Annotated in this window: 16 protein-coding genes; 11 read left to right on the forward strand and 5 right to left on the reverse strand. The window is 60.0% G+C overall.

Annotated features, from left to right (window positions below; all coding sequences use genetic code 11):
• Positions 1-36 precede the first annotated feature (36 nt).
• From F8N85_RS14175 to F8N85_RS14200, 6 genes are all read left to right on the forward strand, one after another.
• Entirely contained in the window at positions 37-1,077 is a 1,041-nt protein-coding gene (locus F8N85_RS14175) for a low specificity L-threonine aldolase (protein WP_150804220.1), read from the forward strand.
• A gap of 159 nt (positions 1,078-1,236) precedes the next feature.
• Positions 1,237-2,448 (forward strand): MFS transporter, encoded by a 1,212-nt coding sequence (locus F8N85_RS14180; protein WP_150804221.1) that lies wholly within the window; start codon positions 1,237-1,239, stop codon positions 2,446-2,448.
• Between the two features lie 246 nt (positions 2,449-2,694).
• On the forward strand, positions 2,695-3,621 hold the full coding sequence (locus tag F8N85_RS14185) for a DUF72 domain-containing protein (RefSeq protein ID WP_150804222.1): 927 nt from the start codon (positions 2,695-2,697) through the stop codon (positions 3,619-3,621).
• On the forward strand, positions 3,618-4,415 hold the full coding sequence (locus tag F8N85_RS14190; protein WP_150804223.1) for an endonuclease/exonuclease/phosphatase family protein: 798 nt from the start codon (positions 3,618-3,620) through the stop codon (positions 4,413-4,415). Before F8N85_RS14185 ends, F8N85_RS14190 begins: the two co-directional genes overlap by 4 nt.
• Positions 4,412-5,719, forward strand: a complete 1,308-nt coding sequence (gene clsB, locus F8N85_RS14195) for a cardiolipin synthase ClsB (protein WP_150804224.1) — start codon at positions 4,412-4,414, stop codon at positions 5,717-5,719. The genes F8N85_RS14190 and clsB overlap by 4 nt, the downstream gene beginning before the upstream one ends.
• Positions 5,716-6,702, forward strand: coding sequence for a lysylphosphatidylglycerol synthase domain-containing protein (locus F8N85_RS14200; RefSeq protein ID WP_150804225.1), 987 nt, complete (start codon positions 5,716-5,718; stop codon positions 6,700-6,702). The genes clsB and F8N85_RS14200 overlap by 4 nt, the downstream gene beginning before the upstream one ends.
• Positions 6,703-6,716: 14 nt before the next feature.
• Here the strand turns inward: F8N85_RS14200 and F8N85_RS14205 are convergent, their stop codons facing one another.
• The 3 genes from F8N85_RS14205 to F8N85_RS14215 form a co-directional block, all read right to left on the reverse strand.
• Positions 6,717-7,472 (reverse strand): alpha/beta hydrolase family protein, encoded by a 756-nt coding sequence (locus tag F8N85_RS14205; protein WP_150804226.1) that lies wholly within the window; start codon positions 7,470-7,472, stop codon positions 6,717-6,719.
• A complete protein-coding gene (locus F8N85_RS14210) occupies positions 7,462-8,571 on the reverse strand; it encodes a DUF3182 family protein (RefSeq protein WP_150804227.1) in 1,110 nt (369 codons plus the stop codon). The genes F8N85_RS14205 and F8N85_RS14210 overlap by 11 nt, the downstream gene beginning before the upstream one ends.
• Before the next feature lie 179 nt (positions 8,572-8,750).
• Positions 8,751-9,749: a GlxA family transcriptional regulator gene (locus F8N85_RS14215; RefSeq protein WP_150804228.1), complete on the reverse strand. Its 999-nt coding sequence runs from the start codon at positions 9,747-9,749 to the stop codon at positions 8,751-8,753.
• Positions 9,750-9,851: 102 nt separating this feature from the next.
• On the opposite strand from F8N85_RS14215, the gene F8N85_RS14220 reads away from it, so the two are divergent.
• Entirely contained in the window at positions 9,852-10,406 is a 555-nt protein-coding gene (locus F8N85_RS14220; RefSeq protein WP_150804229.1) for a cysteine hydrolase family protein, read from the forward strand.
• 25 nt (positions 10,407-10,431) lie between these two features.
• The gene (locus F8N85_RS14225) at positions 10,432-11,256 is read left to right on the forward strand and encodes an alpha/beta fold hydrolase (RefSeq protein ID WP_150804230.1); all 825 of its coding nucleotides are present in this window, start codon (positions 10,432-10,434) and stop codon (positions 11,254-11,256) included.
• A gap of 87 nt (positions 11,257-11,343) precedes the next feature.
• Here F8N85_RS14225 and F8N85_RS14230 read toward each other — a convergent pair whose 3' ends face one another.
• A complete protein-coding gene (locus tag F8N85_RS14230) occupies positions 11,344-11,790 on the reverse strand; it encodes an RES family NAD+ phosphorylase (protein ID WP_150804231.1) in 447 nt (148 codons plus the stop codon).
• Positions 11,787-12,236 (reverse strand): antitoxin Xre/MbcA/ParS toxin-binding domain-containing protein, encoded by a 450-nt coding sequence (locus F8N85_RS14235; protein WP_150804232.1) that lies wholly within the window; start codon positions 12,234-12,236, stop codon positions 11,787-11,789. The genes F8N85_RS14230 and F8N85_RS14235 overlap by 4 nt, the downstream gene beginning before the upstream one ends.
• Positions 12,237-12,718: 482 nt before the next feature.
• On the opposite strand from F8N85_RS14235, the gene F8N85_RS14240 reads away from it, so the two are divergent.
• The 3 genes from F8N85_RS14240 (at position 12,719) to F8N85_RS14250 (ending at position 17,313) form a co-directional block, all read left to right on the forward strand.
• Entirely contained in the window at positions 12,719-14,410 is a 1,692-nt protein-coding gene (locus F8N85_RS14240; RefSeq protein WP_150804233.1) for a GGDEF domain-containing protein, read from the forward strand.
• Between the two features lie 333 nt (positions 14,411-14,743).
• The gene (locus tag F8N85_RS14245) at positions 14,744-16,036 is read left to right on the forward strand and encodes an LssY C-terminal domain-containing protein (protein WP_150804234.1); all 1,293 of its coding nucleotides are present in this window, start codon (positions 14,744-14,746) and stop codon (positions 16,034-16,036) included.
• A 65-nt stretch (positions 16,037-16,101) separates the two neighbouring features.
• Positions 16,102-17,313 (forward strand): LssY C-terminal domain-containing protein, encoded by a 1,212-nt coding sequence (locus tag F8N85_RS14250; protein WP_224795689.1) that lies wholly within the window; start codon positions 16,102-16,104, stop codon positions 17,311-17,313.
• The last annotated feature ends 45 nt before the right edge of the window (positions 17,314-17,358 follow it).

A 17,358-nucleotide genomic window follows, 5' to 3' on the forward strand; every position in this document is an offset into this window, starting at 1 on the left:
CATCGACCACGCTGCTCTCAACCACGGAAGACGGCCATGACCGACAAGAGCCAACAATTCGCCAGCGACAACTATTCCGGTATCTGCCCTGAAGCCTGGGCCGCCATGGAGCAAGCCAATCATGGCCACCAACGCGCTTATGGCGACGATGAGTGGACTGCCCGCGCCGCCGATCATTTCCGTAAGCTGTTCGAAACCGACTGCGAAGTGTTCTTCGCCTTCAACGGCACCGCGGCCAACTCCCTGGCCCTGTCTTCGTTGTGCCAGAGTTACCACAGCGTGATCTGCTCGGAAACCGCCCACGTCGAAACCGACGAATGCGGCGCACCGGAGTTTTTCTCCAACGGCTCCAAGCTGCTGACCGCCCACACTGAAAACGGCAAGCTGACCCCGGAATCGATCCGCGAGATCGCCCTCAAGCGCCAGGACATCCACTACCCGAAACCACGAGTAGTGACCCTGACCCAGGCGACCGAAGTCGGCAGCGTCTATCGTCCGGAAGAAATCCGCGCCATCAGCGCCACTTGCAAGGAGCTGGGCCTGAACCTGCACATGGACGGCGCGCGCTTTTCCAACGCCTGTGCATTCCTCGACTGCTCGCCAGCAGACCTGACCTGGAAGGCCGGGGTCGACGTGCTGTGCTTCGGCGGGACGAAAAACGGCATGGCGGTGGGTGAGGCGATTCTGTTCTTCAACCACAAGCTGGCCGAAGACTTCGACTACCGCTGCAAGCAGGCCGGGCAGCTTGCTTCAAAGATGCGTTTCCTCTCCGCCCCCTGGGTCGGCATCCTGGAACACGACGCCTGGCTCAAACACGCGCACCACGCCAACCACTGCGCGCAACTGTTGAGCAGTCTGGTCGAGGACATTCCTGGCGTCGAATTGATGTTCCCGGTGGAAGCCAACGGGGTGTTCCTGCAACTCTCGGAACCGGCCATCGCGGCCCTGACAGCCAAGGGCTGGCGCTTCTACACCTTCATTGGCAATGGCGGCGCGCGCTTCATGTGCTCGTGGGACACCGAGGAAGCACGAGTGCGAGAACTGGCGGCCGATATTCGCGAAGTGATGTCGCACTAAATCCGCACGGGGCCGAGCTGCAAAGCGCCTCACCCGCAAGGTTTGCCCACGGGCAAACCTTTGACTTCCAGTCAAATATCTTATGCCGATAAGGCTATTTTTCTGCATGAGTCAAACACCGACACTGCGCTCCTGATTCAAATCACTGGAGTTGCAGCCATGCCCATTGCCTTGCTCGCGCTGACCCTAAGCGCATTCGCCATCGGGACGACCGAGTTCGTTATCGTTGGCCTGTTACCCACCATTGGCGCCGACCTTGGGGTCGACTTGCCATCCGCCGGCCTGTTGGTCAGCCTTTATGCCCTGGGTGTGGCCGTTGGCGCCCCGGTGCTCACCGCGTTGACCGGTAAAGTGCCGCGCAAATTCTTGCTGCTGTCGCTGATGGTGTTGTTCACCCTCGGCAACCTGCTGGCCTGGAAAGCGCCAAGCTACGAATCACTGGTCATTGCGCGAATCGTCACCGGTCTCGCCCACGGAGTGTTCTTCTCCATCGGTTCGATCATCGCCACCAGCCTGGTGCCCAAGGAAAAAGCCGCCAGCGCGATTGCGATCATGTTTACCGGCCTGACCGTGGCCCTGGTCACTGGCGTGCCGCTGGGTACGTTCATTGGTCAGCACTTCGGCTGGCGCGAAACCTTCCTCGCGGTCTCGGCCCTGGGTCTGATCGCCTTTATCGGCAGCCTGCTCTACGTGCCGAAAAACATCGCCCACAGCAAACCCGCTTCATTGTTGCAGCAGCTGCAAGTGCTGAAACAACCGCGACTGTTGCTGGTGTACGCCATGACCGCGATAGGTTACGGCGGCTCGTTCATTGCCTTTACCTATCTGGCGCCGATTCTTCAGGACATCTCCGGTTTCAGCGCTGGCACCGTCAGCCTGGTGCTGCTGGTCTACGGTATCTCGGTGGCTATCGGTAACATCTGGGGCGGTAAACTGGCCGACAAACGCGGCCCGATCAGCGCCCTGAAAATCGTCTTCGCCCTGCTCGCCGCCGTGCTCTTTGTATTGACCTTTACCGCCGGCAACCCTTGGCTGGCCCTCGCTACGGTGCTGGTCTGGGGTGCGGTGGCCTTCGGTAACGTACCGGGTCTGCAGGTCTATGTAGTGCGCCAGGCCGAACACCACACGCCGAATGCGGTGGACGTGGCTTCCGGCCTCAATATCGCCGCCTTCAACCTCGGCATCGCCGGTGGTGCCTGGGGTGGAGGCCTGATCGTCGCCCACATGGGCCTGATTCATACCGCATGGATCGGCGGGCTGGTAGTGCTGGTCGCCCTGGCATTGACCGCATGGAGCGGTCGCCTCGATCGCCTCGGGCCGGTGTATGCAGAGCCTTTCGAAGGTATGGCACGGGTGGTGGGTGGTCATTGATCCTGTGGCGAGGGGGCTTGCCCCCGTTCGGCTGCGAAGCAGTCGTAAAACCTGTAGTCGCGTTACTTCAGGTAGAACACCTCCGCCGGATTGCGACTGCTGCGCCCGAACGCGGACCGAGCCGAACGCAGGCTGCGCCAGCTGCTACAGGTAACTCACCGTCTGTAAACCCGTCGAAACTTTCCCGCCGCAAACACAGTCATCAACAGAACGGAGGTGATTCGGCGAGATACGACAGGAGGACGCATGGCGGTGATTCATATCGGTATTTCCGGCTGGCGCTACAAGCCTTGGCGAGGTGATTTCTACCCCGAAGGGCTGACCCAGAACCGTGAGTTGCAGTTCGCTTCACGGGCGGTCAACAGCATTGAAATCAACGGTTCGTTCTATGCGCTGCAAACGCCTCAGCGCTATGCCGACTGGTACGCCGACACCCCGCAAGACTTTGTCTTCAGCGTCAAAGCGCCCCGCTACATCACCCACATCCTGCGTCTGCGTGACGTACACAAACCCCTGGCCAATTTTTTCGCCTCCGGGGTGCTGGAGCTCAAGGAAAAACTCGGACCGATCCTCTGGCAATTCCCGCCGAGCTTCAAGTTCGACCCCGAATTATTCGAAGCCTTTCTCGCCCAGATCCCGACGAATACCCAACAGGCAGCGGACCTCGCCCGACAACACGAAGCCCGCCTGAACGGCAAAGCCAGCATGAAGTCCCACGGAAAAAAGCCGCTACGGCACGCCGTGGAGATCCGCCACGACAGCTTTGCGGTCCCGGAGTTTGTCACCTTGCTCAAGCGTTATGGCACCGCATTGGTCATCGCCGATACGGCCGGCAAGTGGCCCTACCGTGAAGACCTGACCAGCGACTTTGTGTATATGCGCCTGCATGGCGACAAACAGCTCTACGCCAGCGGCTACACAACCGAGGCGCTGAAGCTCTGGGGTGATCGGATCGACGCCTGGAGCCACGGCAAACAGCCGGCCGATGCGCAGTTGATCGACCGCCAGCAAAAGCCCAAAGCGCGAAAAACCCGCGAGGTGTTTTGTTACTTCGACAATGACCTCAAAGTCCGCGCGCCCTTCGATGCCCGCAGCCTGCTACAGCGCCTGGGTCTGGATGCCGCACTGGCGACCGAACCGGGCAAGTCGCCGGAACCCGGGGTATTGCCATGAGCCTGCAGGAGCCGACAAGCGAGCATTGCGATATCACCCCAGGCACCACGGCGGTCTGCCGCTTCACGGTGCTGACCGTCAATATCCACATGGGTTTCACCGCCCTCAACCGACGGTTTATCTTGCCGGAACTGCGCGAAGCGGTGCGAAGTGTGTCCGCCGATGTGGTGTTTCTCCAGGAGGTGCACGGCACCCACGAGCCTCATTCACGGCGCTTCAGCAACTGGCCGACGATGCCGCAGTACGAATTCCTCGCCGACACTATCTGGCCACAGTTCGCCTATGGGCGTAACGCGGTATATCCCTCGGGCGACCATGGCAACGCGCTGTTGTCGAAATTCCAGATCATTCGCCATGACAATCTCGACGTATCCATCTCCGGGCGGGAAAACCGCGGGCTGTTGCATTGCGTATTGCGCTTACCCGGTGACGGCCGTGAAGTACACGCGATTTGCGTCCACCTTGGGTTGCTCGAATCCCATCGCCGCCAGCAGTTGCAGCTCCTGGCGCAATGTTTGGAAGATCTGCCCGCAGATGCACCGGTGATTGTCGCCGGCGACTTCAACGATTGGCGCCAGCGTGCCGATGCGCTACTCAAACCCTGCGGTTTGCGCGAAGTGTTCGCCGAGCACTATGGCAAACCGGCGCGCAGTTTCCCGGCGCGACTGCCTGCATTGCGTCTGGACCGGATTTACGTGCGCAATCTGAAGGCGCAGCATCCGAAAGTATTGAAGGCACGCCCGTGGTCCCATCTGTCTGATCATGCGCCGCTGTCGGTGGAGGTCGAGCTATGAGCAGCACGCCGATCGAAAAAAACCCGCTGAACACCTTATCCACAACCCCATCCCCACGGGACCGGGCGTTTGAAGATATCGAGTACGGCTGGCAGAGCAACAATCGGGTCGTGCTGCTGGAAAATGGTGAGGCGTATTTTCCCAGGGTGTTCGAAGTCCTGCGCCAGGCGCAGAGCGAAATCCTCATCGAGACCTTCATTCTGTTCGAGGACAAGGTGGGCAATGAGCTGCAAAGCATCCTGATCGAGGCAGCACAACGAGGCGTGCGGATCACCATGAGCCTGGACGGATTCGGCTGCGGTGAGCTGAGTACTGAATTCCTGGCAGCCCTGAGCGCAGCCGGGGTACGCCTGCAAATATTCGATCCCGCGCCGCTGACCCTCGGCTTGCTGCGGACTAACTGGTTCCGTCGGCTGCATCGCAAGATCGTGGTGGTCGACGGTGAAATTGCCTTCCTTGGCGGGATCAATTTTTCCGCCGATCACCTTGCCGACTTCGGTCCTGAAGCCAAGCAGGATTACGCGGTCGAGGTGCAGGGGCCGGCGGTGGTCGACATCCATCATTTCGCCCTGCTGCAAAGTGGCCGGCCGGCCCATGCCAAATATTGGTGGCAACGCCGCCGCGGACGTCGCTCGGAATTGGCCTTCACTGAACATGACGGTCAGGTGCGACTGGTCTATCGCGATAACCGCGAGCATCGGACGGATATCGAAGAGGTTTACCGGCAGGCCTTGCGCAGAGCAAAACGTCGGGTGGTGATCGCCAACGCCTACTTCTTTCCGGGCTATCGCTTGCTGCGCGAAATCCGCAACGCGGCACGACGCGGGGTCGAGGTACGACTGATTCTGCAAGGCCAACCAGACATGCTGGTCGCTAAACTCGCGGCGCGGATGCTCTATGACTATCTACTCAAGGATGGCGTAACTATCTACGAGTATTGCGAGCGGCCATTGCACGGCAAGGTCGCGTTGGTGGATGAGGAATGGAGCACCGTAGGTTCGAGTAACCTGGACCCGTTGAGCCTGTCACTGAATCTGGAAGCCAACGTGCTGATTCGCGACCGCGAATTCAATCGAGAGCTGTTCGAGCGCCTGGATCAACTGAGCCGCGAGCACTGCAAGTGTATGCCGCAAAACCGCTCACCGCGCGGACTGCTATGGCGGATGACGATAGGCTTTCTAGTGTTCCACTGCCTGCGGCACTTTCCGGCCTGGATCGGTTGGCTGCCGGCGCATAAACCGCGTCTCAAACCCTTTACCCATCCGCAGCAGACGTCGAAGGCGACCCGGGAGCAAGCGCCATGAGCCACCCCGAATCACACTCGGCGCAAAATGGCCCCGATGCCAGCCATGGATGGAAGCGCTGGAAACGGCCACTGACGGTGGTGTTTTTTTTACTGCTGATCGTGCTATTCACTCTGCTGGCAAGGCGTATCGACTGGAGCGAAGTAGTCGACACCCTGGCCGACTTCAAGGTGCGCACTCTGATCATTGCCGCCAGCCTGACCCTGGTGAGTTTCCTGGTGTACGCCTGCTTTGATCTGATCGGCCGCACCTATATCCGACAGAATCTGGGCTGGCGACAGGTTTTGCCGGTGGGGATTATCAGCTATGCCTTCAACCTCAACCTCAGCGCCTGGGTCGGCGGCATCGCCATGCGCTATCGGTTGTATTCGCGGCTGGGTGTGAGCACGGCCAATATCGCGAAAATTCTCGGTCTGAGCATGGCCACCAACTGGTTAGGCTACATGCTGCTGGCCGGAACGGTGTTCAGCAGCGGTCTGGTCAGGCTGCCACCCAGCTGGAAGCTCAGCAGTGATGCCTTGCAAGGGGTGGGGCTGCTGTTGCTGTTACTGAGTGCGAGCTATCTCGTGGCCTGCCGCTTTTCCCGACAACGCACCTGGGCCCTGCGCGGTATCGAAATCAACCTGCCATCGTTGCGCATGGCCTTGTTGCAATTGTTCCTGGGGGCGCTGAACTGGTCGTTGATGGCCGCGGTAGTGTTCACTTTACTGCCCAAGCAACTCGATTACCCGGTGGTGCTGGGCGTGTTGCTGATCAGCAGCATTGCCGGGGTGATTACTCATATCCCGGCCGGGCTCGGGGTGCTGGAAGCGGTGTTCATCGCGATGCTGCAACATGAGGTGTCACGCGGCAGCCTGCTGGCCGGGCTGATCGCCTACCGTGCGGTGTATTTCATTGTGCCGCTGTTGATTGCGCTGGTGATGTTCCTGGTGGTCGAGGCCAAGGCCAAGGCACTGCGGGTGGAGAAGAAGCCTGCGGGGTGAACCCAACATCACCTTCACCTCGACTGAATAAGACTCAACCGCTCGCCCACCACCATTTCGGTAATCCAGCCCACCAGGATCGAGGTATAGGCCTGCTGCGAAACCGGATCGCTCAGCGCATGATCGGCGCCGTCAATAATCCGGTGGGTCAGCGAGTGGGTCTGCTGACAGGCCGCGCGATAACTCATGATGGTGGCGTGGGGGATATGTTCATCGTGTTCGGACTCAACGATCAGCACGTCCCCGGTAAACTCGGCACAGGCGTGCAGCGCACGGTTGCTGCCAGCCTGCACCCGGCTGCTGCGGTAATCGAACAAGTCGGCTTTATCCAGGTCACGCTTGGGTGTGAGCCACAGGTCATCGCGATACAGCGCCGGCACCCTCAATGCCAGCCAGCGTACCGGGCGCAACGAGGTGAGGATGCTTGCCAGGTAACCCCCGTAGCTGGTTCCCACCACGGCAACCGCCGAGGTGTCGATAGCTGGATGAGCGAGCAGGCGGTCGTAGGCCGCAAGCAAGTCGCGCAGATTGTCTTCACGGGTTACCTGCGACAGTGCAATGCCGTGGCCTGCATGGCCGCGCAGGTCGAATGTCAGACACACACAACCCAACCCGGCAATGCCTTTGGCCCGTTCCAGGTCGCGCTCCTGGCTGCCGCCCCAACCGTGCACGAACAATACGCCCGGGACTTTCGATTTGGGACTGAGAAAGGTCCCGGTCATCTGCTCATGGTCGATCTCGATCTGAATCGTTTCGCTTCTAGCCGTCATAGGATTTGACCGTTACGTACTTGAGAAGAAAATCGCTGCTTTCAGCCGGGCCACGGAACACTTCGATGGCAGCCGCCGGTAATGCCTGTTGAGTATAGGTTTCCACCGAGGACACGCGGATTGCGCGCATTCCCGGGTCGTTGACGAACGCTTGCAGCGCCGCCACTTCCGCACTGCTGGCACCGCCCATGCGCCACGACTGTTCCAGCACCCCGCTGCGCTGCTGGCCGTCGGTATCCAGACCCTGGGCGATGTCGTAATTGCGCCGCGAGGCGAAGAATGCCGGATAGGCCTCATTCGCCGCGGCATCGAATACCTGGGCCTGGCGGATGGCCAGACGCACGTCATCCGGCAACTCGAGGGCGAGCAACTCATCGTAGCCGCCCTGCACTACCAGCAGGTCCGAACCACCGTAGACCTTTTCGCCAACGCCGTCTTCCGTCAGGTACTGCTCGCCACAGTAGCTCAGGCGTTTGCCGGCGATAGCGGTCTGGCCAACGCTGTGGGTCATGACGTTTTGCAAATCCTGCTCGAGCACCACGCCTTCGCTGAACAGCTTGGCGGCTTCCGGCCGGGCAATGATTTCATCGAATTGATCGAGGCTGTTGATCACTTTCTGCCCCCGACCGGCACAGCCGTGAATCGGTTTCATCCGGATCGGCCCGCTGTAGAGCAGGTGGGTTGCCGCCGGCCGGGCATCTCTCAACGAAAAAACGCTAACGCCGTCCAGTACCACAGTGCGAACTCGTTCGCAAAACAGCGGCGCCCAGCCTTCAGGCGCCACTGCCTCTTTGTTCAACAGGCCATGGGTAATGGCTTTGGTACAGATAAAGTCGTACTCGACGTAACCACCCCACAAGTCTTCCGGGCCCTTGATCCCGAGTTGCCGTGCGTCTTGCGCGCCGACAATGGTTTGCGTGGGCAGCAGATAGAGGTCGCGAGAGGCGTGACGTTCGGCGTCATAACTGCCACCGAACTTGAGTCCGAGAATCTGCGCCAACCAGCGAGCCAGCGCACGGTTGGTTTCGACTTCATGCAACGGCGCCTGCGGGCGGACCGAATGGGCGACCACCAGTTTCTTTCGTTGTGCCGGGGTCATGCGTCCCCCTTGGCCATGCGCGTAATGGGTGTCCTGGGATAGGTGCAGGGATCAGGCCAACAATCCAGTCGAGATCAGGCTCCACTGATCAGAGGTCTGCCGGCACCGATACTGGCATTTGGCCTGACGTATTTTGCACGACCGCTCCGGCCGGCAACGCATTTTGCACGACCAAGGATTCAACCCCGCACGGCCATCGCGGGTGCCGTGATGCCGAACCGGCTTCGGTAATCACTGGGAGCAAGCCCGGTGATTTTCTTGAACGTCGCGCGAAAAGCACTCGGGTCCTGATAGCCGACGGTCCAGGCAATATGGTCGATGGTGTCGTGGGTGAATTCGAGCATTTCCCTGGCCTTGCCGACCCGCAGATGCTGACAGTACTCGGTGGGTTTCAGGCCGGTCGCTGTCCGAAAGCGCCGCAGGAAAGTACGCTCCTCCAGCCCGGCCTGCTGCGCCATGCTGCTCAGGGACACCTCGATCGCACCCTTGGCCTGCAGCCAGTGCTGAACCTTCAGAATAGCGGCGTCGCCATGGCCGAGAATCGGTGAAAAATTGCTGCCACACTGACTCGCGCTGTCGCTGTGTTCGACCACCAAAAAGCGCGCGGTACTGCTGGCGATACTCGGCCCGAGCAGCCGATCGACCAGCCGCAAACCCAGCTCGGACCAGGCCATGAGCCCGGCGGTGGTGATCAGGTCGCCGTCGTCGACTATGGGTTTGTCGGCATTGAGTTTGACCGCCGGGTAACGCTCGGCGAATTTTTTCGCCGAGGTCCAGTGGGTGGTCGCGCCGCGGCCATCGAGCAGACCGCTTTGCGCCAACAGAATCGAGCCCACGCACACGCCACCCAAGGTCGCACCGCCGGCATGTTGCTGGCGAATCCAGCGCATCAGCGCGAGTGGCGCCAGATCGTCGGAAAAGCCACCGATCGACGGCGGAATCAGCACCGCCACCAGCGCCCCCTCAGGGCCGGGATGGCTGTCAAATACTCGCACGGGCACCTCATCGCCATCGGCCCGCCAATGACTGACCCGCAGTATCGGTAACCGCGCCGTCCGGTGCTCATCAGCAATGCGGTTGGCCACCCCGAACAGGTCGGTCAAACCGTGCACCGCCGCCATCTGCGCCCCGGGATAGATCAGCACGCCGAGTTCGGCGACTGCGCGTTCCACGCCCATTGTCAGTTTTCCCCTCTCTATTGTCGGTGCGGCCAATCCTCGGACGCCCGGTCAGACCCAATACTTGATGCCACACCCAAGACACACTTCAAGGAAAAAGACATGGCCAAGCAAGCACTCATCGTAGTCGATATCCAGAACGACTACTTCCCCCAAGGCAAGTGGCCACTGGTTGGTGTCGAAGCCGCTGCGGACAATGCCGCACGGCTGATTCAGGCTTTTCGCGAGGCCGGTGAGCCGGTGGTGCACATCCGTCACGAATTCACTTCCGACACGGCGCCTTTCTTCACGCCGGGCTCTGAAGGCGCGCACTTGCACCCTGAAGTCATCAATCGCGCCGACGAACCGGTGGTGCTCAAACACTTCGTCAACTCATTTCGCGAAACCGAACTACAGTCAATTCTCGACCAGCAGGGCATCGAGCAGCTGGTGATCGTCGGCAACATGAGCCACATGTGCGTCGACGCTATCACTCGCGCTGCGGCCGACCTTGGCTACCCGGTCACGGTGATCCACGACGCCTGTGCCTCCCGCGATCTTGAGTTCAACGGTCTGGTTGTTCCGGCCGCCCACGTACACGCCGCCTTCATGTCGGCCCTGGGTTTTGCCTATGCAAGCGTGGTGTCCACCACCGATTTCCTGACTGCCAGCCACTGACGCAAACTCATTGGAGACTCCTGACATGGCAACGCTTACGACTCGCGAAGGCAATACCCTTTATTACAAGGATTGGGGCAGCGGACAACCGGTAGTGTTCAGCCACGGCTGGCCGCTGAGCGCCGACAGTTGGGAATCGCAAATGCTGTATTTCGCGGATAACGGCTACCGGGCCATCGCCCACGACCGGCGCGGTCACGGACGCTCCAGCCAGCCGTGGGACGGCAACGACATGGATCACTACGCCGACGATCTGGCCGAGCTGATCGAACACCTGGACCTCAAGGAGGTAATCCTCTTCGGCTTCTCCACCGGCGGCGGCGAAGTCGCCCGCTACATCGGTCGCCACGGCACCGGACGCCTGGCCAAGGCCGGACTGATCAGCGCCGTGCCACCGCTGATGCTGAAAACCGACAGCAACCCCAAAGGCTTGCCTATCGAAGTTTTCGACGGCATCCGCGCCGGCTCCATCGCCGATCGCTCGCAACTCTACAAAGACATCGCCAGCGGGCCGTTCTTCGGCTTCAACCGCCCCGGCGCCAAAGCCTCCCAGGGCTTGATCGACTCGTTCTGGATGCAAGGCATGCTGGGCGGGCACAAGAACACCCTGGACAGCATCAAGGCCTTCTCGGAAACCGACTTTCGCGAGGATTTGAAGAAATTCGACGTCCCGACTTTGATCATCCATGGCGACGATGACCAGATAGTGCCGATTCAGGCGGCCGGACTGGAAAGCGCCAGGCTGATCGAACACGCCAAGCTGATCGTCTACCCCGGCGCGCCCCATGGGTTGACGGATACCCACAAGGAAAAGGTCAACGTCGACATGCTGGCGTTTGCCAAGAGCTGATAGAAGCGCCGGAAACCAGAAGGCCCGTAGCGTTTGAGCGCTATGGGCCTTTTGTTTGCCGTGGAGAAATCTACGGCTTGGAAGAGCCTACGGTTTCTTGAGCAGACGATTGTCCAATTTGAAGATCTCACCGGTCAGAACTGCCTTCGCCGAGTCCATGTGCATGGGATTGTAAAGGTAGTTTTGAGTATGCGGCATGATGGCGCTTGGGATCGGCATCAGAAGTGCCGCTGCAGTCTTGAGAAACCCATCACCCAGGCCCTTGGTGTGACGAAGATCATTTGCCCAATCCGTCTTGAGTTGAGGTGCTATGGCAATGCTGATGTTGTCCGGGATCTCCACCTTGAGCAGCTGCAGCGTTTCAGGGAAGTCTTCCTGATCCACCTCAAGGTGGACCAGGATTTCAAGCATGGCCCCGGCAGGTGTCCCTGCGAGATAAACGACAGGCCTGCCGGCAGTATGCCACCGTCCACTGGCAAGCAGGCCTCCACGCCCTGTCAGATCAGCGAACGCGCTTATCCGCCAGAAAATCAAAAGGTAAAACCTTCTGCCAGTTGAATGAGCATCTCCTCGACCTGACGGGTACCCTGAATGGTCGAAAGCATCGCCATTGGGCTTTTGCCTGAGAAACGATCTTTGGGTTTCGATAACCAGCGCTTGGCCTTTTCATCGTTTCCAAACAGAGCGTCGGCCATGGCGGTGATATGCGCTGCCCGGAACAGCCGATCACTCTCGTCGACCGTCAGCTTCTGGTCTTTGGCAATCCGTGTCTTCAGCGTTTTGAGGGGGATGATTTGATCACGTTCCAAGGGCGTCACATCGCCTTGGTCGCAGAGTTTCATCAGTCGATCGGCCGCGAAACCAAACTGGATTATTTCGTGAATTTCCAGCTCGCTGGCATCGGTCGGAATCTGCAGGAGGGACTCCAGGCGGATTCGGTATGCAGCGTAGGCAGGCTCTCGCATCACTTCAGCTAACATTCGGCACCTCCATTGATCCGGCATTTGCCATACAGTATCCGGCAAACGCCGGGCAATGGGAAGTATCTGTTATCCGCGGTCAAGAAAGCTCACCATGAGCTCCGCGAAGGCAGGGAACTTCTATCCGAACAGTGGCTGGGATGGCCTCGGACGTTGCCGAAAGCGATGGCACTTGGCTTTAAAATACAAAACGCCCGATGCAGTGCATCGGGCGTTTGGGTAAAACTGCCTTCGCAGCGGATGCCATGATCCGTTGGCCTATCTGAATCGCCTTTGCTCAAAGAATTGGCTCGCCAACTGGCCGGATCTAAAGATTCTCGCGACAGACTGAAGCACTCGCCATACCCGCGTTGAGTCAGTCGCACCCCGGTCATGTAAACGCTCGTTAAATGTTTCTTCGAAACCAGTAGCATCTGCGTTTGCGCAGTACAGTCAAGCGTGAAGACTTGTGACATGCCTCCAATAAAAATGGATACGATCAAGTGAATTTTAAAAGCATCAAAATCCGAATTGTCGCGCTCGGTGTCACGCTGCTCATGATCGGCATGTTGGTGCGCAATTTCGTAGCGCTACCGCTATTTCAGGAGCATGTGCATGAGCTGGTCGCCAGTCAGCAAATGTCCATCGCGACTTACGTCGCACGCGACATCGACCAGAGCATCAGCTCGCGCCTGACCCTGATCGACCGCTTTGCCGGCGAATTGCCGCCGGCATTGGCCGGGCAACCGCAACAATTGCAAGCCTGGATCGAGGGCCGACAGCAAGCCAACCCGCTGTTCAACGGCGGTCTTCTGGCAGTACGGCCAGACGGGAATGGCCTGCTCGCAGAGTATTCAGTCGCGCCCGGTCAGTGGCCGCTCGACTTTGCGGCGACGGACTGGTTCCGTGCCGCTTTACGCGCGGATACACCGGTCATCGGCAGGCCTTCGCGCGAACACATGAACGGCGATCCAACGATTGTTTTCGCGGCACCGGTGCGCGATGGCGCCGGCGGCGTCGTAGCGGTGCTGGCCGGCGTTGCGCGGCTCAACACGCCGGGCTTTCTCGACCGCATGCAGCTGACGCGACTGGGCGAAACCGGTGATTTCCTGCTGATTGCGCCCGAGGACCATCTGTTTGTCGCGTCAAGCGACTTGGCCATGAGCCTCCAGCCGACGCCGCCACCTGGGGGCAACCTACTGCTCGATCGTGCAATGTCCGGTTATCGCGGCAGCGGCGTCGCGGTGAACGCCCAAGGCGTGGAAGAACTTGCCTCGATTGTGACTGTGCCCAGCAGCAACTGGTTTCTGGTTGCGCGCATCTCGGCCGAGGAGGCATATCGTCCGATCGAGGCGGTACGCGGTTTCATGTTCAAGGCCAGTGCGGCCTTTCTGATCGCGCTCGTCGCGATCCTGTTAATTGCGCTGCCGCGCATCCTGCGCCCGCTCACCGATGCTGCACATGCAATACGGGACATGGCTGATGGCAGGAGCAAGCTGGTAGCGCTGCCGATCGTCAACGTGGACGAGGTCGGCGAGTTGGTGAAAGGCTTCAACTATCTGGTCGAGAGACTGCACAAGGAAGAAGCGGCGCGCGAGGCCAGCGAGGCTCGACTGAAGTTCTTGGCGCATCACGACTCGCTGACCGGGTTGTACAACCGGGCAATGCTGGAAGACCGTCTGGAACATGCGCTGGCACGGGTCGAGCGCGACGGATCGAAAATCGCATTGCTGTTTTGCGACCTGGATGGCTTCAAAGCGATCAACGATCAGTATGGACATCCCGCCGGCGATGCGGTGCTGCGTCAGGTCGCCCATCGCTTGAGCGACGGACGCCGCCAGGTTGATACGGTGGCACGCTTGGGCGGCGACGAATTCGTCATCCTGCTGACTGGGCTCACCGATGTACGCACTGCCGCGAACGTCGTTGCCCAGCAATGCCTGACGGCGGTCAGCGAACCGTTCGAATTTGCGGGGAGAAAGCTTGCACTCGGCATGTCGATCGGCATTGCGGCACACGCCGGGCGTGCGGTTACAGCGTCATATCTGATCGCACAGGCCGATATTGCGATGTATCAGGCCAAGCACACAGGTAAGGGAAATATTTTCTTTATGGAGGAAGTCGGCGTCGTCGACTACGGACACCAGGCCGCAAGTCATGTGGCGATGCAGCCTGCGCAATTCAATCCGGAATGACATGGGTCCCCTCTACGGATACGAGAAAAGCGCGACGTTGGGCTAATCGCCGCCACAAGTCGCTCGGACAGTGGGACAAATAACCTCGCACTAAAGAAACCGTGGTCTGTGTGCGCCAGTACACACTGGCAAGAGGTAGTCGGTGCAAGTCCGATACAAGAACGAAGTGGCGAATCATCTTGGCCTCCGAGTCATGCACACCAAAAAACCTCCGGAATTCCCGGGGCGGTACATAATGAAAAGCTGCGACGTAGAAACTAATGTTCGTAGTAGCCACGGATTACGTAGGCAGGGCAGCGAAGATTGGTAAAGCTCAGTTGATGAGGTTACGCGATGCATCGCATGGTGAGACACGTTCTCGCAGCAACGGCCATCGCAGCCGCGCTCGCCGGTTGCGCCTCCCTGCCTCCGCCAACGACGAGCCTTGACTACAAGAGCCGCGCCGTGACGCGCAGCGATGGCGGCTTGCGCGTGTCGACCGCCGTACTGTCGGCCGCAGAAAGCGAGGCGGTCTACGGCGTGCCTCTGGCGAATACATCGATACAGCCAGTCTGGGTTGAAGTCAAAAATCGGGAAGACCGCGCCTACTATCTGCTTTCGCCGGGCCTCGATCCAAATTTCTTCCCTGCATCCGAGGCGGCCGAAGCATTTTTCTCGGGCGTCCCGCAGGACGAGCGGACGGCGCTCGACCGGCACTTTCGTCGGCTGGCCTTCCGCAACCCTATCCCACCTGGCGCGACAACCTCGGGCTTCGTGTTGACCAATCTCGACGAGGGGTTCAAGTTCGTTAACCTCGATCTGGTGGCAGACGGGCGGGCGAGGCATTTCTCTGTCCTGGCCATCGTGCCGGGCCTGCGCACCGATTACCACATCAGCCAAGTGTTCAGGCAGGGCATCTATCCGCCCGAAGACATTGTGAACTACACGGATGACACCAGTTTCCAGGCGGCGCTGGAGGCGCTGCCGTGCTGCGTCACCAACGAGGAGGGTTCCAGGAACGGCGATCCGCTGAACCTGGTGATCGTCGGCGGCCTCGATGATGCCTTCCCCGCATTCGCGCGTCGCGGCTGGCGTGGAACCGAGGAAAAGTGGTCGGGGTCGATCATGAAAATGGTTAATTCGGCGCTTGCCGGCGAGCGCTATCCCTATGCGCCGGTGAGCGATCTCTATCTGTTCGGGCGAGCTCAAGACCTTGCCTTGCAAAAGGCGCGTGACAACGTCCACCAGCGCAATCACCTGAGACTGTGGCTGAGCCCCATGCAATATCACGGCAAGAAGGTGTGGGTCGGACAGATCAGCCGTGATATTGGCAGCCGGTTGACCGTGCATTCTGCGACGCTGACGACGCACAAGATCGACCCTGACGTCGACGAAGCGCGGAGTGCGCTGACACAGGATATGGCGTATTCGGTGACGCTGGCCAAGTTCGGATTTGTCAAGGGTGTGGGGGCCGCGCCCAAGAGCGCGCCGCGCGAGAACCTGACGACCGATCCTTACTACACGGATGGGCTGCGCTGTGTCCTGGTATTCGATCCCACGCACACCTCCCTGGCGGAAATCGAATTCTTTCTATCGAAGGGAATCTACGAGAATGGCGGACAATCACCGGGGCGGGTCAAGCCATGAGCCGCTTGCCGTCGGCGCCACGCGCCAGGGGTACTCTGCGATGGGCAATGCGCTGCTTGTGCACCATGAGTTGTGCAGCGATTCTTGCGCTCGCCGTTGCTTGTGCGACCTGGCAGGCGCCTGCCGATTTCAGTACCTCCGGGTTGCGTGAACGTGCGCAGACGGCCACCAGGCACGAGGTGCGCGTCAGCGCCGCCGTGCTCAGTGCCGAAGACAGGCGGCGCATGCTGGGTGTGGAGTTGGACAAGACACGCGTGCAGCCCGTGTGGGTCGAAGTCCAGAACCAGACTGCCGATCCGCTCTTGTTGCTGCGGCCGGGAACCGATCCCGACTATTTTTCGCCACTCGAAGTTGCCTGGTCCATGCACGGGATATTCGCCCCGGCAGCGAACGCGCGCATCAATGCACACTTAGACCAACTGGGGTTCAAGAATCCCGTCCTGCCAGGCGAAACGAAAGCGGGCGTGCTGTTCATCAACCCGGAGCGCGTTACGCGGCTGCTGAATATCGATCTGCTGCAGAGAAAGACGCTGATCCCGTTCTCCCTCTTCTTGCGGGTGCCGGACGATGCTGGGGAAAAATGGTTTGCCGAAGGCTTGTTCCAGCATCACGGTTCCGAGATCAAGGACTATAATGATCTGGCCGCGTTGCGTTCCGCGTTGGAGCGCCTTCCCTGCTGCGCCGCTGACGCGAACGGTAGGGCGAACGGCGATCCGTTCAATGCGATTCTCGTCGGCGAGTTCGCCGATATCGCCACCGCATTTGTGCGTCGCGGCTACCGGCGTGCCGCGCACCCCGCGGATGCGGCCGAACGTGTGTTCGGCCGCATGCCCGATGCCGTGGTTCGCAAGCAATCGCAAGCCGGAGCGCCGGCGACTTGGGTGCGTGTGTGGAACACGCCAATGCGCTTCGACGGTCACTCCGTCTATCTCGCGCAGGTCGCAAGACCGACCGGCGGACGCTTTGCACCGCGCGATTCGCAAAACCTCGTCTTGCATGAGGATGTCGATGAGGCGAGAAATCTCCTGATCCAGGACATGATGTATTCGGCCGGTCTGGACAAGCTCGGGTTCGTCACCGGCGTCGGTCCCGCGTCCCAGGCACAATCGCGAACGACGTTCAGCGGCGCCCATTACTTCACCGACGGTCTGCGTGCGGTCATGTTCTTTGCGACGCGGCCGCTCAGCCTGTCGGAGGTGGAGATGCTCGATTGGGAACCGTATCTGGACCGGCGCGAATCGCCTGCACGGAAGGAGGTCGACGATGCCCGCAAGTGACCTGTTCGGCAGGCCGGATGACTCGGCCGGCCGTTTGTGCGGTGC

Origin of the sequence: Pseudomonas fluorescens (assembly GCF_902497875.1) — a bacterium.
GTDB lineage: Bacteria > Pseudomonadota > Gammaproteobacteria > Pseudomonadales > Pseudomonadaceae > Aquipseudomonas > Aquipseudomonas fluorescens_BR.